The organism is Streptomyces sp. NPDC028308 (assembly GCF_055565855.1).
Window position 1 is genome coordinate 38,915 of sequence record NZ_JBVHTO010000016.1, and the last position, 20,554, is coordinate 59,468.

At 69.8% G+C, this 20,554-nt stretch carries 15 protein-coding genes and 2 pseudogenes; 11 read left to right on the forward strand and 6 right to left on the reverse strand.

Features of this window, described 5'->3' with window-relative positions; genetic code table 11:
• Window positions 1-388: 388 nt before the first annotated feature.
• A complete protein-coding gene (locus ACZ4VA_RS33610) occupies window positions 389-1,069 on the reverse strand; it encodes an adenosylcobinamide amidohydrolase (RefSeq protein ID WP_468083736.1) in 681 nt (226 codons plus the stop codon).
• A gap of 509 nt (window positions 1,070-1,578) precedes the next feature.
• On the opposite strand from ACZ4VA_RS33610, the gene ACZ4VA_RS33615 reads away from it, so the two are divergent.
• Window positions 1,579-1,824 carry a putative quinol monooxygenase gene (locus ACZ4VA_RS33615; RefSeq protein ID WP_452924927.1) on the forward strand — a complete coding sequence of 82 codons (246 nt, stop codon included), beginning with the start codon at window positions 1,579-1,581 and terminating at the stop codon, window positions 1,822-1,824.
• A gap of 121 nt (window positions 1,825-1,945) precedes the next feature.
• On the opposite strand, the pseudogene ACZ4VA_RS33620 reads toward ACZ4VA_RS33615, so the two are convergent.
• Window positions 1,946-2,106: pseudogene (locus ACZ4VA_RS33620) on the reverse strand (IS630 family transposase); the annotation flags it as partial.
• A gap of 64 nt (window positions 2,107-2,170) precedes the next feature.
• The gene (locus ACZ4VA_RS33625) at window positions 2,171-3,961 is read right to left on the reverse strand and encodes a PucR family transcriptional regulator (RefSeq protein ID WP_468083738.1); all 1,791 of its coding nucleotides are present in this window, start codon (window positions 3,959-3,961) and stop codon (window positions 2,171-2,173) included.
• A gap of 419 nt (window positions 3,962-4,380) precedes the next feature.
• On the opposite strand from ACZ4VA_RS33625, the gene dnaK reads away from it, so the two are divergent.
• From dnaK to ACZ4VA_RS33675, 10 genes are all read left to right on the forward strand, one after another.
• A complete protein-coding gene (gene dnaK, locus ACZ4VA_RS33630) occupies window positions 4,381-6,288 on the forward strand; it encodes a molecular chaperone DnaK (RefSeq protein ID WP_468083740.1) in 1,908 nt (635 codons plus the stop codon).
• A gap of 8 nt (window positions 6,289-6,296) precedes the next feature.
• Window positions 6,297-6,902, forward strand: coding sequence for a nucleotide exchange factor GrpE (locus ACZ4VA_RS33635; RefSeq protein ID WP_355792523.1), 606 nt, complete (start codon window positions 6,297-6,299; stop codon window positions 6,900-6,902).
• Window positions 6,903-6,908: 6 nt separating this feature from the next.
• A complete protein-coding gene (locus tag ACZ4VA_RS33640) occupies window positions 6,909-7,862 on the forward strand; it encodes a DnaJ C-terminal domain-containing protein (RefSeq protein ID WP_468083742.1) in 954 nt (317 codons plus the stop codon).
• Window positions 7,859-8,266, forward strand: coding sequence for a chaperone modulator CbpM (locus tag ACZ4VA_RS33645; RefSeq protein ID WP_356174636.1), 408 nt, complete (start codon window positions 7,859-7,861; stop codon window positions 8,264-8,266). Before ACZ4VA_RS33640 ends, ACZ4VA_RS33645 begins: the two co-directional genes overlap by 4 nt.
• Window positions 8,257-10,896 carry an ATP-dependent chaperone ClpB gene (clpB, locus tag ACZ4VA_RS33650; protein ID WP_468083744.1) on the forward strand — a complete coding sequence of 880 codons (2,640 nt, stop codon included), beginning with the start codon at window positions 8,257-8,259 and terminating at the stop codon, window positions 10,894-10,896. Before ACZ4VA_RS33645 ends, clpB begins: the two co-directional genes overlap by 10 nt.
• Window positions 10,893-11,351: a thioredoxin gene (gene trxA, locus ACZ4VA_RS33655; protein ID WP_355788642.1), complete on the forward strand. Its 459-nt coding sequence runs from the start codon at window positions 10,893-10,895 to the stop codon at window positions 11,349-11,351. The genes clpB and trxA overlap by 4 nt, the downstream gene beginning before the upstream one ends.
• Before the next feature lie 152 nt (window positions 11,352-11,503).
• Window positions 11,504-11,767, forward strand: coding sequence for a UBP-type zinc finger domain-containing protein (locus ACZ4VA_RS33660; protein WP_468083747.1), 264 nt, complete (start codon window positions 11,504-11,506; stop codon window positions 11,765-11,767).
• A complete protein-coding gene (locus ACZ4VA_RS33665) occupies window positions 11,767-13,533 on the forward strand; it encodes an FAD-dependent oxidoreductase (RefSeq protein ID WP_468083749.1) in 1,767 nt (588 codons plus the stop codon). Before ACZ4VA_RS33660 ends, ACZ4VA_RS33665 begins: the two co-directional genes overlap by 1 nt.
• A gap of 280 nt (window positions 13,534-13,813) precedes the next feature.
• Window positions 13,814-14,935, forward strand: coding sequence for a hypothetical protein (locus ACZ4VA_RS33670; protein ID WP_468083751.1), 1,122 nt, complete (start codon window positions 13,814-13,816; stop codon window positions 14,933-14,935).
• 321 nt (window positions 14,936-15,256) lie between these two features.
• Window positions 15,257-15,454: a hypothetical protein gene (locus ACZ4VA_RS33675; RefSeq protein ID WP_468083753.1), complete on the forward strand. Its 198-nt coding sequence runs from the start codon at window positions 15,257-15,259 to the stop codon at window positions 15,452-15,454.
• Window positions 15,455-15,497: 43 nt separating this feature from the next.
• On the opposite strand, the pseudogene fxlM reads toward ACZ4VA_RS33675, so the two are convergent.
• The 3 genes and pseudogenes from fxlM to ACZ4VA_RS33690 all read right to left on the reverse strand — a co-directional run.
• Window positions 15,498-16,286: pseudogene (gene fxlM / locus ACZ4VA_RS33680) on the reverse strand (methyltransferase, FxLD system); the annotation flags it as partial.
• A gap of 138 nt (window positions 16,287-16,424) precedes the next feature.
• Window positions 16,425-16,655, reverse strand: coding sequence for a hypothetical protein (locus ACZ4VA_RS33685; RefSeq protein WP_468083755.1), 231 nt, complete (start codon window positions 16,653-16,655; stop codon window positions 16,425-16,427).
• Between the two features lie 391 nt (window positions 16,656-17,046).
• Complete coding sequence (locus tag ACZ4VA_RS33690; protein ID WP_468083757.1) at window positions 17,047-20,421, reverse strand: RHS repeat-associated core domain-containing protein; 3,375 nt, start codon at window positions 20,419-20,421, stop codon at window positions 17,047-17,049.
• Window positions 20,422-20,554: the final 133 nt, after the last annotated feature.

A 20,554-nucleotide genomic window follows, 5' to 3' on the forward strand; every position in this document is an offset into this window, starting at 1 on the left:
GTGCTGGTCAGGCCACTGCAGCGACGGGCCGCCCTACCCAGCGGGTACCCCTCTGACTGCGTCGCTTCAGTTGGTTTTGCCCAGGGCGCGTTCTCGGCGCGAAGCTCAGCTCGACCTTGCTCCGGGCTGCCCAGCTGAAGATGCGCTCTTCTTGTTGTTCAGGATCACGTGGGCTGGCGACGGCTGAATCCTGACCGCCCGACCCGGCGCGAGTACGTCGATGCTCAGAACTTGCTGGCGCGCATCGGGACGGGCTCGGCGACCTCGAACTGGGTCGTCTGCGGGTGCAGTTCGAGGAAACGGTCGATGACGTGTGAACCGTGCGCCTGCGGGTGGTGGGGCGCGACGGGAGGCTCAGCGGGCGGGGGGCAGCCGCGGGGAACGTGCGTCAGGAACGGGAGGCGCCGGCGAGCACGGCCTGGTGTACGGCGCGTGCCAGGCGGGCGCCCCAGGTCGAACGGGGGCCGGCGAAGGCATGGACCTCGGCGGCGGGGCCCGGGGCCCGGGCCGCGACACAGACGGCGTCGGTGGGGGTGCCCGAGCAGTCGTGACCGGCGTCGAGCAGAGCCTGCACCTTGGCCTCGGTGGCGGTGGCCACGGCGTTGACGAGGGCCGCGTCGCTCAGTGCCACGGGCAGCGCGACCACGATGTTGATCGTGCCGGGCGCGGGGGGCGCCGTGCTGCCGTCGTCGGGGGATGCGGCCCACCCGCGCACCCCGAGTCCCACGGTGGCGAGCGCGTCCACCCCGCCGTCCCGAGCACGCCCGCACGAGCGGACGTCGGCTGCCGTCATCAGTCCCACGCCTGGCCCGTCCGCTCCGGCGTCCCGGGCCAGATCTGCGAGGTGCCGGTCCGGGTCGACGCGGCGGTAGCCGTGCGCGACCTGGGCGTTGAGGACCCAGGACCGTTCCCCGATGCCTCCGCCGAGCACGGAGCTGCCGATCATCCGCCAGTCGGCTCCGGCACGCCACAGCAGGGCGTGCAAGCGCTCGCCGTCCTCGACGCGCGTGAGGTGTTCCACCGCCAGCAGGCCGGTGGTGGTGCACGAGGACGGGACGACGGCGGTCACCGGGCAGTACTCCTTGCGGGGCGGGAACCGGTCGATACTACGCGGCGGACCCGGACCCGGAGCCGTAGGCCCCGGCCTCGGCAGGCCGACGGACCGGCGCGCAGCGATCCCCTCCTCGGGCTCGCCGCACGTACGTCCGGTACGAGGCTCTACGCCCGGCACTCCCCAGCGGCCGGGAGACCACCAGAGCACACACCTGACCCGCTCGACCTGCACGTCAAAGACGCGTAAACGATCCACCACTCCGACGACTACGACCAGGCCGTACCTCGACACCGCCATGACACGGAACACCAGCAATACATGGAATGGGACGGTCCGGCAGCCGTCCCGGAGGCGCTGTGCGGGCCCGTGTGAAGCGCGCCCGATCGGCGCGCCCCGAAGGCCGAATTGCCCTAGTCTGCGATATTCGTCGAGGAATTGACATGAGGGCTCCAGCCGAAGGAGAAACCGTGGTACGGGTCGGGCTGTTGGTCCGGGTGCAGGCGAAACCGGGTAAGGAATCAGAAGTGGCGCAGTTTCTGACGGACGCTCAAGCGATTGTCGACCAGGAGCCCGACACGCGCGCCTGGTTCGCCGTCCAGTTCGACGCGTCCACGTTCGGCATCTTCGACGTGTTCCCCGACGACGCGGGTCGGCAAGCGCACCTGGCCGGAGGAGTGGGCACGGCGCTCGGGCAGCGGGCAGCGGAGCTGTTCACCGTGTCGCCCGTGATCGAGACCGTCGACGTACTCGCCTCGAAGCTCCCGACATGATCCCGGACGGATCGGTGGGGCATTCTCAGGACTGAATGGTGCCGGTGTAACGGACACGCGGCTTCGGGACTTGCGGGTGCAAGGACGCAGCAGCTTCTGCAGGGCGTTGAGCGTCGCACACCTTCGGCCGATGGATCAGCCGCGAGGCTTCGCCGGTCTTGTAGCGGGCCGGGGCGGCCACCGATAGGCGGCGGCGGGAGCGGCCCCGCACGCGGACCGCAGGGGTGTGGCCGCGGCGGGACCGGTGCGTGTGGCCGGCGGCGTCATCGAGAAATCGGCCTCTCTCGAAACCGCGGTGCCGTAGCCCGTCAAATGCCGCGATACCCGCCCGCACGCCGGCAGGGCATCAGCTCGGCCCTAACAGGATGATCTTCCATATTCGCGTCGCCACCTGGAGGTTCAGCCGGTTTTCGACGTTCGCGAGATCGCTGCCGCTGATGTCCCGGATGCGCTGGAGCCGGTAGCGCAGCGTGCTGCGATGGATCGCGAGCGATTCGGCCGTCTCGTCGTAGTTGCCACCGCAGTCGAAGTACTGGGACAGGGTCTTCACCATGACCGTGTGGTGTCGGGAGTCGTAGTCGATGAGCGGCCCGAGCCACTCGTGGACGAACGTCTCCAGTTCCTGGTGATCGCTGCCGGGTCCCAGGATCCGGTAGAGGCCGAGCTCGTCGAAGAATGTCGTGCCGTAGCGCTCGTGGGAGTGACGACGTACTTCCATGGCGCGATGCGCTTCCTCGTAGTGGTGGGGGATGTCGTCCAGAGAGTCGGAGGGGGCGCTCACCCCGATCGTCCCGGACCGTGTCCCGGTCGCCCGGGCGAGGGCCTCGTACAGCGCACGGGCGTGCGGCCTGGCGTCGGCTACCAGCACCACGTGGTCGGAACGTCGGGTCAGCAGCGAGCGCATGCCCACGGCGGCGGCCGCGCGGCCCACGGTGCCCGCGAAGGAATCGTCCGCGGCCCGGCTCAACCACTGCACGACAACGACGTAGTGGCTGCGGTGCAGGTCGTATCCGGCGGCCTCGGACCGTGCGTAGGCGCTCGCCCGCCCGGTCCCTGCCAGGAGGTCGTCGACTAGCTCGCGGTGGAGCCTCAGCTCGACCTCGGCCAGATTGCGCAGGTGCGCCAGTTCCAGGGCGAGCGCGGCAGTGGCGTGTGCCAGTGCGAGCACGGTGTGCTCGTCGGCTTGCTGTCGGGGGTCGACCACGGCCAGCACACCCAGGATCTCGCCGCGCCGGCGGACCGGGCTGATCAGCCGGTCTTTGATCCGTACCGGGCCGGCCTGCCGGGCGACGGCGTGCAGCATCTCGTCCTGGCGTTCGGGATCTGGTTCCGGATAGGGATCGGGACGGTTCGGGCCGGTCCATGACCTCAGCCGGCCAAAGCGGTCCTCGACCAGTGCGGGCAGTCCCGTGAGCTCGTGAAGTGCACGGGTGATGGCTTCCTCGCCATCGCCCGATGCGGCCGCATGGGACATCAGCGCGTGCACGGCTCGCTGATAACCCAGCTCGGTCGCGACGCAGATCAGCAGCTGCTGGAGGACTGCGCGTTCCTCTCTCAGCCGCTGCAGCTCCAGCGCGTCCTCGCGTCGGCGACGGTATGCGATCGCCGCCGAGAGAGCGGCGGCGGTGTGCCGGACGAGCGTGGCGAGCAGGAATCGCTCGGCCTCGGTGGGCGAGGAGCGGGACGTCACCACGAGGTACCCGTGGAGTCCCTCAAGCCCGCGCAGTCCAAGGGCCCGGCCCCAGGGCCTGCCGGGTACGGTCACGGAGCCGTCCAGCCCGGCCAGCTCCCGCACCCGGCGGTCCACGGCCGCGCCGTGGATCAGCCCGTCCCGCGGTACGGCGGCCAGTTCACCGTCCACCTCGAGGTAGCCGGCCTCGGCGCTGTACGGCCCGACGGCGGCTAGGTGGTCCATGGCCAGGCGCAGGATCTCGCCTGGCTCCGGGGTGTCGCGCTGGGCCTGTGACAGCGCCGCGAGTTCGTGGACGTCATGCTGGGCCGGCGGCGCAGCCAGTGGACCGGTCGTTTTCCGCGCGGAGGTGGTGTGCCGCCTGACGCCGTCCCGCGGAAGACCGCCCTTCCGGTCGGAGTGGCGACGGGACAGGCGGTACAGGTGGTGTACTCGGCTGTCGGCCATGGGATCTCCGTTCTCCTCGAGCCTACAGGCGCGCGCTGGTGCTTGCTTCCGGGTCCGCCGGTCCGCCGGTGCGAGAGCTTCCGATTCCCCCCTCTCGTCCTCGTGGGGCGATCCGCCCCACGCATTTGTGACTCGCCAGGAGCAGGCCACGAGCTACGCGCCTTGCCACCCTGGCAGGTGGTCACAGGGCCCGCGCGTCGGCGGAAGTGCCGGGCGATGTCGGGGTTCCAGGACGTGCGGGGAAGCCGAACGCGCCGTTGACCACCTCTCTGACCACGGGTTTTCTGCGGGACGAGGAGGTCGCACCCGAGGCTGTACGGCTGATGGGCGGGCTGAACCCGCCGACGCAGGTGTGACCCGTACCTGAACGAACGTGATCCGGACAGTCAACGCAGCCGCCGTACCGGGAGGAGTTCCTCATGGCGAAAGCAGTGGGTATCGACCTGGGCACCACCAACTCGGTGATCGCCGTATGGGAAGGCGGTGAGGCGTCTGTCGTGCCCAACAGCGAGGGCAATCGCACGACACCGTCCGTGGTGGCCTTCACCGATACCGGCGAGCGCCTGGTGGGCCAGCTGGCCCGTCGCCAGGCGATCCTCAATCCCAAGGGCACCATCTACTCGGCCAAGCGGTTCATCGGCCGGCACTTCGACGAGATCTCCGACGAGGCCAGAGCGGTGGCGTACGACATCGTCGAGGGCGACGGCGGGGCGGCCCGGTTCAAGGTGCGCGACAAGCTGTACGCGCCTGAGGAGATCAGCGCCCAGGTGCTGCGCAAACTTGCCGACGACGCCTCCAAGCAACTGGGGGAGCGGGTCACGGAGGCGGTCATCACGGTGCCCGCCTACTTCAACGACGCCCAGCGCACCGCCACCAAGGACGCCGGACGCATCGCGGGACTGGAGGTGCTGCGGATTATCAACGAGCCGACCGCGGCGGCCCTCGCCTACGGCATGGACAGCAAGCAGCACGAGACCGTCCTTGTCTTCGACCTGGGCGGCGGCACCTTCGACGTCAGCATCCTCGACGTCGGCGACGGCGTGGTGGAGGTGCGCTCCACCGCCGGCGACAGCCACCTGGGCGGCGACGACTTCGACCGGCGTCTGGTGGACCACCTCGCGGACGACTTCCAGAAGGAGAACGGCATCGACCTGCGCAAGGACCCGCAGGCGCTGCAACGCCTCTTCGAGGCGGCGGAGAAGGCCAAGACCGAGCTCAGTTCGGTGACGCAGACGCAGGTGAGCCTGCCGTTCATCACCGCTGATGCCGACGGCCCCAAGCACCTCACCGACTCGATCATGCGGTCCACGTTCGAGCAGATCACCAGCGACCTGGTGGAGCGGTGCCTCGGACCGGTCCAGCAGGCCATGACCGACGCCAAGGTCGGCGAAAGCGACATCGACGAGGTCATCCTCGTCGGCGGTTCCACACGTATCCCGGCCGTTCAGGCCCTGGTCCGTCGGCTGACCGGCGGCAAGGAACCCAACATGAGCGTCAACCCCGACGAGGTCGTGGCCCTGGGCGCCGCGATCCAGGCCGGGGTGCTCAAAGGTGAGGTCAAGGACGTCCTGCTGCTCGACGTCACACCCCTGTCGCTGGGCGTCGAGACACGCGGCGGCGTGATGACGAAGATCATCGAGCGGAACACCACCATCCCCGTGCGCCGCAGCGAGACCTTCTCCACCGCCGAGGACAACCAGCCGGCCGTCGACATCGTCGTCCTCCAGGGCGAGCGCGAGCTGGCTGCCGACAACCGGGTCCTGGGCCGGTTCCAGCTCACCGACATCCGGCCGGCGCCCCGGGGCGAACCGCAGATCGAGGTCACCTTCGACATCGACGCCAACGGCATCCTTGAGGTCAAGGCCCGTGACCGGGACACCGGCAAGGAACAGGGCATCACCATCAGCGAGAGCTCCAACCTGGACCGCGGTGAGGTCGAGCGCATGGTTCAGGAGGCGGAGCGCAACCAGGGCCAGGACCAGGCACTCCGCGAGGCCGTCGACGCCCGCAACGAGCTCGATGCCGTCGCGTACCAGGTCGAGAAGCGTCTCGCCGAACTGGGCGACGCGGCGCCCGCGCACGAGAAGGCACGCGCGGAGATGCTCGTGTCCGACGCCCGGGCGGCCGTCAAGGAAGAAGCGGGCGTGGAGCGCGTGCGGCCCCTGACCTCCGAACTGCAGCAGGTGCTCGCCGGACTGGTGGCCCACCAGGGCGCCGCTACCGGCGGTCCCGACCAGGACACCGCCGGGGACGACGCGACCGGCGGCGGCCCGAGCGGCGGTGGCGGTGACGACGACGTCATCGACGCCGAGTTCGACAAGGACTGAGGCGCGCCATGTCCAGCCAGCCCCAGCAACCCGACCGGGCCGCGACGGAACCGGTCGAACCGATCCCGGAAGGCGCCATGCGTCCTCCTCACGGGGATCTGCCCCAACCGGGCCCGCCGCCCCGGCCGGTGCACGACGAACCGGGACCCGACGCCGGCGGCCCCGCGTCTGCCGAGGACGAGTACACGACCGCGATCCGCGAACTGGAGGACCGCTGGCGGCGCGCGCTCGCCGACCTTGACAACCTCCGCAAGCGCCACGCGAGGGAACTGGAGCGGGAGCGGACGGCGGAGCGCTCCCGTACGGCCACCGCCTTCCTGCCCGTCCTGGACAACCTCGAACTCGCACTGACCCACGCCGGCGCCGATCCGGGTGCGATCGTGGTGGGCGTCCAAGCGGTCCGTGACCAGGCGGTGAACGTCCTCGAACTGCTCGGCTACCCACGGCACGCGGAGACCGGCGTCGCCTTCGACCCGGCCCGGCACGAGGTGGTCGGTGTCGTCCAGGACCCCGACGCCCCGCCGGGCACCGTCGTCGAGGTGCTGCGCCCCGGTTACGGGGACGGCGAACGGCAGCTCAGGCCCGCCGCCGTCACGGTCGCGAAGCGGGAGTGACCGGTCATGGCAGGGGACTTCTACGAGGTGCTGGGCGTGCCGCGGGCCGCGAGCCAGGACGAGATCCAGCAGGCCTATCGCAAGCTCGCCCGCAAGTACCACCCCGACGTCAACAGGGGCCCGGACGCGGAGGAACGCTTCAAGGACCTCAACGAGGCGTACAGCGTCCTGTCGGACCCGAGGACCCGGGCCCGTTACGACCGCTTCGGCGAGGACTTCCGCAAGATCCCCGAGGACTTCGACGAGCGGGTCGTGGCCGGTGCCGGCGGCGGCTACCGCACCCGGAGGACCGCGGGTGCGGGCGGCCCCCGTGTCCGGTACGCCGGCGGCTTCGGCGACGACTTCGGAGCGGAAGGCATCGACATCGAGGACCTGTTCGGCTCCATGTTCGGAGGCAGTGCGGCCCCGGGCGGCGTCCCCGGAGCGGACCAAGAGGCCGAGCTCCCGCTCACCGTCGAGGAGGCGTACCGCGGCGGCCGTCGCACCGTGACGCTCGCCGGTCCCACAGGTCAGCCGCGGCGGTACGAGGTCGACGTCCCGCCGGGCGTCACCGACGGGCAGCGTATCCGGCTGGCGGGTGAGGGCGGCCGGGGCAGCGGTGACGCCGCCGCGGGCGACCTGTACCTGCGGGTGCGCGTCCAGCCCCACCCGACGTTCCGGCTGGACGGCCGCGACGTGCACGTCCAGGTCCCCGTCACCCCCTGGGAGGCGGCCCTGGGTGCGACCGTTCCGGTGCCCACCCCCGGCGGCGGCACGGCCAAGGTCACGGTGCCCGCGGGCTCCTCCAGCGGCCGGCGGCTGCGGCTGCGCGGCGAGGGCATGCCGAACCCGCGGGGCGCGAACGGTGACCTGTACGCCGAACTCCGCATCATGGTGCCGCCCACCCTCGGCGACCGGGAGCGCGAACTGTTCGAGGAGCTCGCCGCCACTTCCTCGTTCGACCCCAGGAGGACGCGATGAACGACCGACCCGTGGGAGCGGCAGGCGCCGGCCGGGCCGGCGTGGGCGACCGTCCGGTACGAACCGGCGCCGACGTCACCGCTACGACCACTGTCCGGTACGCGCTCGTACCGGTCCCGAAGCTCTCCCTGGCCACCGTGGCCCGTCGTTCGGGCCTCCATCCCGATCTCATCCGCCGGTTCGTCGCCCTCGGCCTGGTCGACGCCGAGCGCGACGCCGCCGGGCGCCTGGTCTTCGGCCCCGCGGCGCCGGCGGTCCTCGCCCGCGTTCAGCGGCTGCGCTCCGGACTCTGCCTCAACTACGCATCCATCGGCCTGGTGCTCGACCTGCTCGACCGCATCAGCCTGCTCGAAGCCGCCCTGCGCGGCCGCGGCACGAGGAGGGAAACACCCCCATGGACATGAACCGTCTCACCCAGAAGTCCCAGGAAGCCCTGCAGGAGGCCCAGACCGAGGCCGTCCGCATGGGGCAGACCGAGGTCGACGGGGAACACCTGCTGCTCGCACTTCTCGATCAGGAGGACGGCCTGATCCCGCGCTTGGTGCAACAGGCCGGCACCGAGCCGCAGCAACTGCGCGCGGCCGTACGCGAGGAACTCTCCCGCCGCCCGAAGGTCACCGGCCCCGGAGCGGCACCTGGCCAGGTCTTCGTCACTCAGCGTCTCACCCGCCTGCTCGACGCCGCCGAACGGGAGGCCAAACGCCTCAAGGACGAGTACGTGTCCGTGGAACACCTCCTGCTCGCCCTGTCCGAAGAGGGCTCCTCGACCGCCGCCGGACGACTGCTCAACCAGGCCGGGATCACCAGGGACTCCTTCCTGAACGCGCTTACCCAGGTCCGCGGCAACCAGCGTGTCACCTCCGCCAACCCCGAAGTGGCCTACGAGGCGCTGGAGAAGTACGGCCGCGATCTCGTCACCGAGGCCAGGGACGGCAGGCTCGACCCGGTCATCGGCCGAGATGCCGAGATCCGGCGGGTCACCCAGATCCTCAGCCGCAAGACCAAGAACAACCCCGTCCTCATCGGCGACCCCGGCGTCGGCAAGACCGCCATCGTCGAGGGTCTCGCCCAGCGCATCGTCCGCGGGGATGTGCCCGAAGGACTCCGCGACAAGATCGTGTTCGCCCTCGACATGGGCTCCCTGGTCGCCGGAGCCAAATACCGCGGTGAGTTCGAGGAACGCCTCAAGGCCGTGCTGTCCGAGGTGAAGGCCGCCCAGGGAGGCATCCTGCTCTTCGTCGACGAACTGCACACCGTCGTCGGCGCGGGCGCCGCCGAAGGGGCCATGGACGCGGGCAACATGCTCAAGCCGATGCTAGCGCGCGGCGAACTGCACATGATCGGCGCCACCACCCTCGAGGAGTACCGCAAGCACATCGAGAAGGACGCCGCCCTCGAACGCCGCTTCCAGCAGGTACTGGTCGACGAGCCGGACGTGGAGGACACCATCTCGATCCTGCGCGGACTGCGCGAACGCCTGGAGGTCTTCCACGGCGTGAAGATCCAGGACACGGCGCTGGTCTCCGCCGCCACCCTCAGCCACCGCTACATCACCGACCGGTTCCTGCCCGACAAAGCCATCGACCTCGTCGACGAGGCGTGTGCCCGCCTGCGCACCGAGATCGACTCGATGCCCGCCGAACTCGACGAGCTCACCCGCCGCGTCACGCGCCTGGAGATCGAGGAGGCTGCCCTGTCCATGGAGACCGACGCCGCCAGCAAGGCCCGCCTGGAGGAACTGCGCAGGGAACTGGCCGACCTGCGCGGCGAAGCCGACGCCAAACGCGCCCAGTGGGAAGCCGAACGGCAGGCCATCCGCCGCGTGCAGGAACTGCGCCAGGAACTGGAGCAGGTCCGCATCGAAGCCGAGGCGGCCGAACGCGCCTACGACCTCAACCGCGCTGCCGAACTCCGCTACGGCCGCCTCCAGGACCTGGAGCGCCGACTCGCCGCGGAGGAGGAGCAACTGGTGGCCAAACAAGGGAAGAACCGGCTGCTGCGCGAGGTCGTCACCGAGGAGGAGATCGCCGAGATCGTCGCCGCCTGGACCGGCATCCCCGTCGCCCGCCTCCAGGAAGGCGAACGCGAGAAACTTCTGCGCCTCGACGAGATCCTGCGCGAGCGCGTCATCGGCCAGGACGAGGCCGTCAAACTCGTCGCCGACGCCATCATCCGCGCCCGCTCCGGCATCCGCGACCCACGCCGCCCCATCGGCTCGTTCATCTTCCTCGGCCCCACCGGGGTCGGGAAGACGGAGCTGGCCAAGACCCTCGCGCGGGCCCTGTTCGACTCCGAGGAGAACATGATCCGCCTCGACATGAGCGAGTACCAGGAGCGGCACACCGTCAGCCGGCTCATGGGCGCACCGCCCGGGTACGTCGGCTACGAGGAGGGCGGCCAGCTCACCGAAGCCGTACGCCGCAAGCCGTACTCGGTCGTGCTGTTCGACGAGATCGAGAAGGCGCACACGGATGTCTTCAACACCCTGCTGCAGATGCTGGACGACGGCCGCATCACCGACGCTCAGGGCCGTACCGTCGACTTCCGCAACACCGTGATCATCATGACGTCCAACATCGGCTCCGAGCACCTCCTCGACGGCGCCACCGCCGAAGGCGAGATCAAGCCGGACGCCCGCGCCCGGGTGATGGGCGAGCTGCGCGGGCACTTCCGCCCGGAGTTCCTCAACCGCGTCGACGACATCGTGCTGTTCAAACCGCTGGGCGAGGCGCAAATCGAGCGGATCGTGGAGCTGCAGTTCGACGAACTGCGCCGGCGCCTCGCCGAACGCCGCATCACCGTCGAACTCACCGACGCCGCCCGGGAAGTGATCGCCCACCAGGGCTACGACCCGGTGTACGGGGCCCGGCCGCTGCGGCGCTACATCTCCCACGAGGTGGAGACACTGGTCGGGCGCGCCCTGCTGCGTGGTGACGTGCAGGACGGTGCGACGGTCCGCGTCGACGCCGAACACGCGGAACTGGTGGTCACCTACGACCCACCCGAGGACGTGGAGGGAGCGAGGGCGGCATGAGCACCGTGCAGACCACCAACGTCACCTGCCCGCACTGCGGGCGCACCAACCGGGTGCCCCCGGCCGCCGACGGCCGCCCCGTCTGCGGCAACTGCAAGCAGCCCCTGCCCTGGATGGCCGACGCCGGCGAAGCCGACTTCACCGAGATCGTGGAGCAGGCCACCGTGCCCGTCGTCCTCGACCTGTGGGCCACCTGGTGCGGCCCCTGCCGCATGGTCAGCCCCGCGCTGGAGAAGGTCGCCGCCGACCTCGCGGGAAAGATCAAGCTGGTCAAGGTCGACATCGACAAGAACCCGCGTCTGGCGCATCGCTTCGAGGTCCAGGCGGTACCGACCCTGCTCATCCTGGACCGGGGCGAGACGGTCGCCCGGCAGGCCGGCGCGGCACCCGCGCCGGCGCTGCGCTCCTGGGTCGAACAGGCAATAGCGGACCGGCAAACCTCCGCAGGAAGCTGAACGCCATGGGTTCGCAGCCGCGCAAACCCGCCCGGCGCAGGCCGACAGGCCCTCGACACCATCGCGCGTGCCCACGGGCCCTGCCGCGTTCTCGGCGAAGCAACCCCTGACAGCCGCGGCTGATCGCTCTCGTTGACGGAAGGAGAATCCTCATGGTCACGATTCCCGACCCGCACCTGGCCATGGTGCGCCCGGTGACGCCGCGCACGCCGCAGGGCTGCGAGGAGTGCCTGAGGGAGCACTCGCCCTGGGTGCATCTGCGGCTCTGCCTCACCTGCGGGCACGTCGGCTGCTGTGACTCCTCGCCCCGCAAACACGCCAGGCTGCACGCGGGCAGTGTCGGCCACCCCGTCGTGCAGTCCCTTGAGCCGGGGGAGGACTGGCGCTGGTGCTACGTCGACGAGGCCGTGGCCTGATGAGCACCGCCGAGCACCAGCATGACGCGAGCCGCGAGACGCCGGACCGATACGGGGCCTTCCCGCGCCTGACGCCGGAGCAAATTGAGGACCTGGCCGCCTACGGTGAGCACCGCAACACCACCGGCGGCGAGATTCTCTACCAAGAGGGCGAGCCGTTCCGGGAGTTTCTCGTGATCCTCAGCGGGACCGTCGAGATCGTCCAGGACCACGGCGGGCCCGAGGAGCACACGGTGGCGGTACACGGACCCGGCAGGTTCCTGGGAGAACTCGGGCTGCTCGAGGGCGAGGCAGCGTTCGACACGGCCGTGGTGCGCGAAGCGGGCGAGATCCTGGCCGTTCCGGTGGACCGGCAACGCGCCCTGGTCAGCCGCGACGCCGTCCTGGGCGATCTGATCCTGCGCGCCTACCTGGGCCGCAGGTATCTGCTCATCGGCCTCGGCGCCGGTTTCCGGATCCTGGGGTCGTGCTATTCACCGGACACGCTGCGGCTGCGTGAGTTCGCCGCCCGCAACCGGCTGCCCCACCGTTGGGTCGATCTCGAGAAGGACAAGGAGGCCGAGGCGCTGTTGCGCCGGTTCTCCATCCGTCCCGAGGAGACACCGGTGGTCATCTGGAAGTGCGAGCGGGTGCTGCGCAATCCCAGCAACACCGAACTCGCCCGATTCATCGGGCTGCCCGCCCCTTTGACGGAAGCCGGACAGTGCGACGTGCTGGTGGTCGGTGCCGGTCCCGCGGGACTCGCCGCCGCCGTGTACGGCGCCTCCGACGGCCTCATGACGCTCACCGTCGACGCCGTGGCCACGGGAGGCCAGGCCGCGACCTCGTCCCGCATCGAGAACTACCTGGGCTTCCCCTCAGGCATCTCCGGGGGCGAACTGGCCGAACGCGCGGTACTCCAGGCCCACAAGTTCGGCGCCCGCCTCAGAGTGCCGGCCCAGGTGAACGGCCTCACCCCGCAGGATGGCGAATACGTCATCACCTTCACCGACGGATCCAGAGTCCGCACCAGCGCCGTCGTGCTGGCCTCCGGCGTGTGGTACCGCAAACTCGAAGTGCCCGGCATCGACCACCTGGAGGGCATCAGCGTCTACTACGCGGCGACCGTCCACGAAGCCAATCTCTGCCAGGCGGAGCCAGTCGCCGTGGTCGGCGGCGGGAACTCCGCCGGGCAGGCCGCACTGTTCCTCGCGAACCACGCCTCCCGAGTCCACCTCCTGGTACGGGGCACTGACCTCCACGCGGACATGTCGCGCTACCTGGTCGACCAGGTTGAACGGCACCCCAGGATCGAGTTGCTGCTCCACACCGAAGTCCGGGAAGTCTCTGGGCAGGAGAAACTGAAGTCGTTGACCTTGGAGAACAACGCAACCCACGAACAACGGGAGTTGGAAGCCGCGGCGCTGTTCGTGTTCATCGGAGCCCGGCCGCGCACGGACTGGCTGAGGGGCGTACTGGCCCTGGACGAGAAGGGGTTCGTCCTCACCGGCGCAGACGCCCAGCCGGAGATGGACGCGACTCACTGGGACTCGCTCGGCCGTGATCCGCTGCTGCTGGAGACCACCCTTCCTGGGGTCTTCGCCGCCGGCGACGTCAGGAGCGGCTCCGTGAAACGGGTGGCATCGGCGGCCGGCGAAGGCGCCATGGCGATCCGCCTCGTGCACAAGCACCGGGAGAAGGCCGGCAACCTGGTCCGCACCGTCGGCCCCGAAGGCCGCCGGCCGGCTAGCGATCAGCCGGTGTCCGCTCGCCAACCCTCCCCCTGACGACGCGGGTAAAGCCGTGACCGCCTGCGCACACCGTAGGAGAGCGGCCAGTTGGCGCATGGCCCAGTGCCACCGACGCGGCGTGGATCGGGTGCCCGGAGCGCTGCAGATGCGGGTGGCCACTTGCGGGAGCAGCCCTCCACCGACAACAGGGAAGGTCTGCGCGCAAGGCCCAAGCCCGGCGTGCGGGGGCCAGCGTGTCACAAGGCGCCCACGTCACCGCAGGGGCATCCTTCCTACTACGCGCGATCGCAGGCAGTAGACGAGAAGAGGCCCAGTCATGCAGACGGCACATCGGGGCGTCACGGTCGTGGCTCTCCTGGCGGACCCGGATGCGCCGACGGAAATCGCCCACCGGCTGGCCCGGAGGCTTCCCGCCGGTCTCGCCGAAAGAGGGGGACAGGGGCGGCGGTTCGACGTCGAAGTGATCAGCGAGCCCTTCAGTGCGGGGACCGAAGACCCCTCCACCTTGATGCGCCGGATCGTGGACCGCGGAAGCGAGGAGAACTGGGACATCGTCGTGGCCCTGACAGATCTTCCGCTGCACTCCCACGGACGCAAGCTCGTGGTCGACCTCAGCCACGAACACGGCCTGGCGCTGTTCTCCCTCCCTTCACTGGGGGGCCTGCGCCTGCATACGCGGACCCGGCAAGCCGTGGAAGAAGCCGTGCTCAGCTTGGCGGACTCCCGCAGCGCCGACACCGGGGGACCTCGACAAGGCCAGCCGCTGCGGGGGCCCTTCGCCAGTCACTTGGCCCCTATCCACCAAGGCCGCATCGGCGAGGAAGAGACCCCTGACCTTCGGTACGTCGTCAGCGGGCCGCGCGGCTACCTGCGGGTGCTCCTCGGAATGGTCCGCGCCAACCGGCCGTGGCGGCTGGTGCCGGGCTTGTCGAAGGCCCTGGCGGCCGCGCTCGCGACGGGAGCGGTCGCCACGGTGAACTCCACCGTGTGGAGCCTGGCCGCGTCCCTGAGCGCACCACGTCTCGTGATCGCCATGGTCGGGTCCGTCGCACTCATGATCGGCTGGCTGATCGTGGACGCGAACCTGTGGCATCGCACGACCAAGGCCTCTCCGGAAGAACGGAAGAGGACGACTCTCTACAACGCCTCGACAGTGCTGACCGTGGCAATCGGGGTGATCACCTGCTACGTGGGGTTGATGGTCATCAACTTGGTGTGGGCACTGTTCATCCTCAACGAGCAAGTGTTCGCCTCCATGACACGAAACCCGCTGCACGCCACGCAGTACTGGACGTTGGCCTGGTTCGTCGCTTCGGTCGCCACGGCGGGCGGAGCACTGGGATCGGGGCTGGAGAGCGACGAGGCGATCCGGGCGGCCGCCTACTCCAAGCGCGAACAGGACCGCCGCAACGCGCTGCAGGACGACAACGGTGACTAGCTGGTGATCTGGAGTGGGGTCTGTCATCGGTTGGTGGCCGGCCCTGGACTCAAGACTTCTTGCACAAGGTTCGCGATCACGACGGTGAAGCGTGCCAGACAACCCAGTTGAGCAGCTCGGGCCGGCTGGCCATACTCCCCGGATGACCGACACCGGGAGCGAAACCGCGGAGCAGGGTTGGGACGGAACCCTTCTACCGTGTTCGAACGGATCAGTTCGAGGCGTCCATTCGTACCCAATGCCGACGAGCCTTTGGATACCATCTGCAACGTCGATGTCGAGGTTCGGCTGAAGGTGGACGGCTCACGCTGAAGCGCAACCGTGTTCACGCTCGCCAAGGTCGAACGCATCGTGGACAGATGGTCCCGCACCGGTGAGGCACTGAGCGGCCGCTACTTCTGGTGCTCCGACGGCCTCATCGTCCGGGATCCCGGCACCGACAACATGACGCAGGTGCTGGCCAGCCTGCTCGACGACGGTGACGTCACACGGGCTCTCCAGCGGCTCGATGACGAATGATCGTCCAGCTCTCATCCTGCAACGATCACTAAGACAGTGTCCTATTGTCGAGCCGGTGCGGGTCGGCCGGCAGGCCGTCATCGAACTTGAGCCCGATCTCCGGGGTGCCGTTGACGAGGAGGAGTTCTTCCCGGTGGGCGGTCGAGCCCTGCATCGGGACGAAGCCGCAGATCCGTGTCGACTCGCTTTCCAGGTACGGGCCGTGCTCGCCCCCGACCCGGGTGAAGGCCACCGACCGGGTCAGGCCGCGCATCCGCAGCGGCACGACGAGCCGCCGCCCAACTTGAGTTGGGAGGTCCAGGCCGGGGCGATGTCCCATGCCCCGGCGGTCACCATCACGACGTTGACCTCGCCGAGGTCCGGGATGGGCTCGGCCGCATCGGCGGTGACGACGTGCACCCTGTCGTAGCCATCCTCGTTCAGGAGCCGGCGCGCGCGATCGGTGACGACGGGGTCGATGTCCACGGTGACGACTTCACCGTTCTCACCGACGAGCTCGGCGAGGTAGGCCGCGTTCAGCCCGCCCGAGCCGATCTCCAGGACCCGCATCCCGGGCTTCACCTGGGCCTGCTCCAGCATCATGGCCTGGATCTGCGGCGCGGAGACCGAGCTGAGCTGCACACCGTGCTCGTCCGTCTTGGTGATCACGGCGGCGTACGTGTCGTACGCCTCGTCCAGCGGCGTGTCAGCGCGGGGTGAACTCGTGCCGGGGCACCTTGCGCATCACCGCCTCGACCTCCGGGGAAGAGATGTCGCCGTCCGCGCACAGCTCGTCCACCACCTTGTTCCGCAGGCGGGACGCCTCGTCGGGCTCGACGGTCGTGTTCGTCATGGACTTCCTTCGGTCGTTCGTGTTCGGGGAATTCGTAGGCCGGCATCGCCGGGCCGCTGGGCCGGGAGGCTATCGGCGGTGCGCCCCACTCGACCGCAACGACGCAGGGGGCTTGGTGACCGCTCCTGACCCAAGTCTTCAGGTGTCAAGTAAGGAGCGGGGCCCAGGGGGCATCTCGCCGACGGACGGGAGGTAGGTGAGGAACACGTAGCGCACATAGAGATGGGCCAGTACGCGCGCGTACGTCTCGTCGTCAGTGGTGAGTGCTGGCCGTGCGATGGCGAGGATGCCGTCGGCGTACCCCTGTGCCGCGTACCGGCAGGCCGCTGGGAACCCGGGCCGTTCGGCGAGCGGAGGCGGCTGCCCCACGTCGGCGAACGAACTCTGGGTGACCTCTGAGCGCCATTTTGGGGCGCGCCCCTCGCCACCGTGACCGCCGCTGCGGTTCTCGGGCCCGGGCCCCGTCCCTGGTCCTGGGTCTGTTCTCGAGCTGTCCCGGGCCCGGACCGTTCCTGGCACGTTTCCGTTGTGGGATCGGGCTGGGCTCGGCGGAGCGTTGTACATGCACCGCCGGGCCGAGCCGTGGGGTCACTTCCTTCGGGAACGGCGGCCGATGAGTATGCCGGTGGTCACCGCCAGTACCGCGATGACCGTCAGCACTACGCCGGGGGTGCCGTCGGGGAACCAGATCGCCGCCTGATCGGTCATGAGTCGTACCCCTTTTTCCGTGAACCGGATTTCCGTGCTCGGGTGCCCGATCTCACCCGACGTACAGGTCCTTCGCCTCGTCTCCGACGGCCGAGCCCAGCAGGGCGCAGCCGCCAGCTACGACCGCGCCGCCCAGACCGGCGGTCGCCGCGCCGGCCGCGCCGGCGACGAACATGCAGGCGGTCTCGGTCGCGAGACCGGCGAGGGCCCCGACCAGGTCGCCTTCGAGTGCTTTGCCGTCCCCGTTCAGGGCGTCGGTGCCGAGCTCCGTCAGGTCCTTGATGAGCAGGAACTTGTCGATGAAGCTGTGCCCGTCGGGGTCGATGCGGTTGAGGGGGTCGCCGTCGGCGTAGAGGTAGGGGTTCGTCTCCTTGCCGGAGGGGTCGGGCTGGGTGAAGCGCCCGATGTACGGGTCGTAGTAGCGCGCCCCGAAGTGGTAGAGGCCGGTGGGGTCCTGGTAGCCGCCGGCGAACCGGAAGGGCTGCGGCACGGACTCCGTGGTGCCGGTGCGGGGCAGGCCGGTCGGCGTGTAGGCGTAGGTGTTCTCCCGCTTGCCGGAGTCGTCGACCAGAGCGATGACCGACCCCAGGGCGTCGGTGAGGTAGAAGTGGCTGCGGCCACCGGTGGACAAGGAGTTGAGCGTGCCGTTCGGCTCCCTGATGAACTCGGTGTCCTTGCCGGCGGTCGTCTGCCCGGACAGGCCCAGCGGCCCGTTGTGGAAGGTGGTGCCGCCCAGCCGGGTGCGCTCACTGCTGTCGGTGCTGGCGTACTGGGCGGTGTACGTGGTGCCGTCGTTGGCCAGCGACTTCAGCTGGCTGTGGTCGGTGTACTGCTCGTCGGTGCGGGCGGTGGCCGGGGCCGGGGCGGCGGAGGTCTCGTTGCCCGCCTTGTCGTAGGACCAGCCGGTCCTCACGCCGTTCCTGGCGACAAGCTGGGAGGCGTCGTTGTAGGTGAAGGCGTCGGCCTTGCCGGGGCAGCCGGGCGAGGTGCCCTGTGACGTGAGGTTGCCCGCCGGGTCGAAGCAATACTGCCAGGACACCTGGCGGCCCGACGCGTCGGTCTCGGCCGCGAGGGAGAGCCGCCCGGCGCTGTTGTAGTCGTAGGTGGTCCGGCTCTTCGTGAGGTGGTCCGTGCGCGCCCGGATCTTCATCCCGTCCAGCGACTTGTCACCGGAGACGTAACCGTACTCGTAGGAAAGGTTGTTGAGGACGATCCCCGACGGCGCGGACACCTTGAGGTTCTGCGGTCGCCCGGAGTCGTCCAGCGTCTGGGCCTGCACGGTCCCGCCGGGGTACGTCGTGCGGGTGCGGCGGTCGTTGTTGTCGTAGCCGTAGGTCGTCTTCTTCCCCTGAGGCCCGGTGAGTTCGGTCAGCCGGTCGGCCGCGTCCCAGGTGTAGTCGGTGGTCCCGCCCGGGTCGGTGTAGGTGTCCACGTTGCCGTCGGCGGTGTAGGCCAGCACCGTCTGCGAGCCGTTTTGCAGGGTGCGGACGGTCTCCCGGCTCAGCGCGTCGAACTGGTAGTGCTGGGAGCCGGTGGAGTCCGTGCGGGTGGACAAATTCCCGTCGCCGTCGTAGTCATAGCGCACGGTCGTCGAGCCGCTGCTCTCGACCGCCACCACGCGGTCGCGCCGGTCGTAGGTGTAGGTGAGTTTCACGCCCCGCCCGTCGGTCACGGTCGCGGTGCGGCCCAGGGCGTCGTAGGTGTAGGTGGTGCGGCCCAGGGGAGCGGGCGGGGTGGCGCTGTCGAGGTTGCCCGCAGCGTCGTAGTGGAAGTCGGTCCGCTTGCCGTCCGCGTCCGTCGCCGAGCAACGCTGGCCCTGGAAGCCGCCGCAGGTGGGGTTGGCCTCGTTGTAGGTGAAGGTGCGGGTTCCGCCCGCGCCGCTGGTCGCCACGGACGCGGTGTTGCCCGCGGCGTCGTAGGAGAAGTCGGTCTTCTCGCCGTCGGCGCTGGTGGAACTGGTGAGCCGCTCCGCCCCCGCGACGGTCTGCCAACTCCCGGTCGAGGTGGCCCCGGTCGGCATCTTGGCCGAGGAGGGGTTGTTGCGGGCGTCCCACCCGTAGGTGGTCACATTGCCGCCCGTCCCGCCGCTACCGGTGCCCATCGCGTCGGTGGCGGTCTGCAGGAGGTGGTTGAGGTACGTCGAGGACCGTACGTGCCCCAGCGCGTCGGTGACCTTGAGGATCTCGCCGTCGGCGTTGTGCTCGTACGCGGTGGTGTCGCCGAGCGGGTCGGTCACCTTGCTGGTGCCCTGTTCCGCCGGCGTGGCCTTGTCGTAGGAGTAGGTGTACGTGGGTCCGCTCCCGCCGCCGCTCTCGGCGTACCGGCGGACGGAGGTGACCCGGTCGGCCGCGTCGTAGGTGAACGCGGTGGCACGCCCCTCCGGGGTGGTCACCTTGACGATCCGGCCGTCGCCGTCGTAGCCGTACGAGGTCGTCCGGCCCGCGGTGTCGGTGGTGCGCAGTACGTTGCCGTGCTCCGCTGACAGTTCGAGGCCCACCGTGCGCCCCGTGTTGTCCTTCGCCTCCCAGCGGGTGGCGCTGGGGTGGGTCAGGTCGATCCAGCGGCCCGAGCGGGTCTCGGTGAGCTTGAAGCCCGCGTCGGCGCCGCCGGCGCGATGCGCGGTGACGCTGAGGACACCGCCGTTGCGTTCGGTGACCTTGGTGAGCCGGCCGGCCGTGTCGTAGGTGTCGGCGGCGCCCGAGGAGCGGTCGGTCAGGGTGTAGGTGCCGTCGGCGTTCTTGCGCAGATCCTTGGAGTACCCGCTCGGCGTGCGCAGGCTGCCGTCGTCGCTGCGGCCGAACTCCACGGTGGCGCCGGTCTCGTCGTAGGCGAGGACCGAGTCCGCCCCGCTCACGTCGAGGTTGCGTTCGTACCCCAGCCACCAGGGACGGCTGGTCTGGCCCGTCGGCGCGTCGAAGGAGTTGTACGTCCGGGTGAGCCGCAGGGGCTGGCCCACACCGGCGATGTCGAAGTCGGTGGCGGCCAGCATCAGGTTGCCGGTGGAGTAGTCGACCCGGCCCACCAGGGCGTCGGTGATGCGGAAGTCGGCTATGCGGTGCCAGGGCACCTGGCCTTGGCCGCGCGGCACGTACGCCGCCGCGCGCGCCGCGGACGGGGCGGCGGCGCGCCGGCCCTGCCTGAGCCGCTTCGACTCCCGCTGAGCGTACGCCTGTTGGGCTTCGGAGGGGGCGTGGGAGCGCACGGTGCGCGGCGGTCGGGTCACACCGTCGCGGACCGGGGGCATCTTCGCCCGGCCGTGGTCACGCCAGTGCGAGCCGCCCGGCGCGGGGTCGGAGCGGGGGGCGGCCGTGGCGGGGGTGGCGGTGGCGCCGAGGGCGAGTACCGCAGTCAGCGCGGTCAGCAACTGTGCGCTTCGGTACTCGCCCCGGCGGCGCCCGAATCTGTCGTACGGGCGTGAGAAGAACATGGTTCCCCCTGGTGTGAGATGGACTCAGTGGCCCCTCGGCTCACTGAGCCTTCTCAACGTGACGCGCCCCCGAGGGAATTGGGCCTCAGTTCGAATAGCGTCGTAGTGTTTGAGCGCCGCCCCGCTTCGTGGT

Coding starts and splice junctions, on each gene's coding strand:
- ACZ4VA_RS33625 (WP_468083738.1), bottom strand. CDS start 3,961: ATGGCCGACAGCCGAGTACACCACCTGTACCGCCTGTCCCGTCGCCAC.
- dnaK (WP_468083740.1), top strand. CDS start 4,381: ATGGCGAAAGCAGTGGGTATCGACCTGGGCACCACCAACTCGGTGATC.
- ACZ4VA_RS33635 (WP_355792523.1), top strand. CDS start 6,297: ATGTCCAGCCAGCCCCAGCAACCCGACCGGGCCGCGACGGAACCGGTC.
- ACZ4VA_RS33640 (WP_468083742.1), top strand. CDS start 6,909: ATGGCAGGGGACTTCTACGAGGTGCTGGGCGTGCCGCGGGCCGCGAGC.
- ACZ4VA_RS33645 (WP_356174636.1), top strand. CDS start 7,859: ATGAACGACCGACCCGTGGGAGCGGCAGGCGCCGGCCGGGCCGGCGTG.
- clpB (WP_468083744.1), top strand. CDS start 8,257: ATGGACATGAACCGTCTCACCCAGAAGTCCCAGGAAGCCCTGCAGGAG.
- trxA (WP_355788642.1), top strand. CDS start 10,893: ATGAGCACCGTGCAGACCACCAACGTCACCTGCCCGCACTGCGGGCGC.
- ACZ4VA_RS33660 (WP_468083747.1), top strand. CDS start 11,504: ATGGTCACGATTCCCGACCCGCACCTGGCCATGGTGCGCCCGGTGACG.
- ACZ4VA_RS33665 (WP_468083749.1), top strand. CDS start 11,767: ATGAGCACCGCCGAGCACCAGCATGACGCGAGCCGCGAGACGCCGGAC.
- ACZ4VA_RS33670 (WP_468083751.1), top strand. CDS start 13,814: ATGCAGACGGCACATCGGGGCGTCACGGTCGTGGCTCTCCTGGCGGAC.
- ACZ4VA_RS33690 (WP_468083757.1), bottom strand. CDS start 20,421: ATGTTCTTCTCACGCCCGTACGACAGATTCGGGCGCCGCCGGGGCGAG.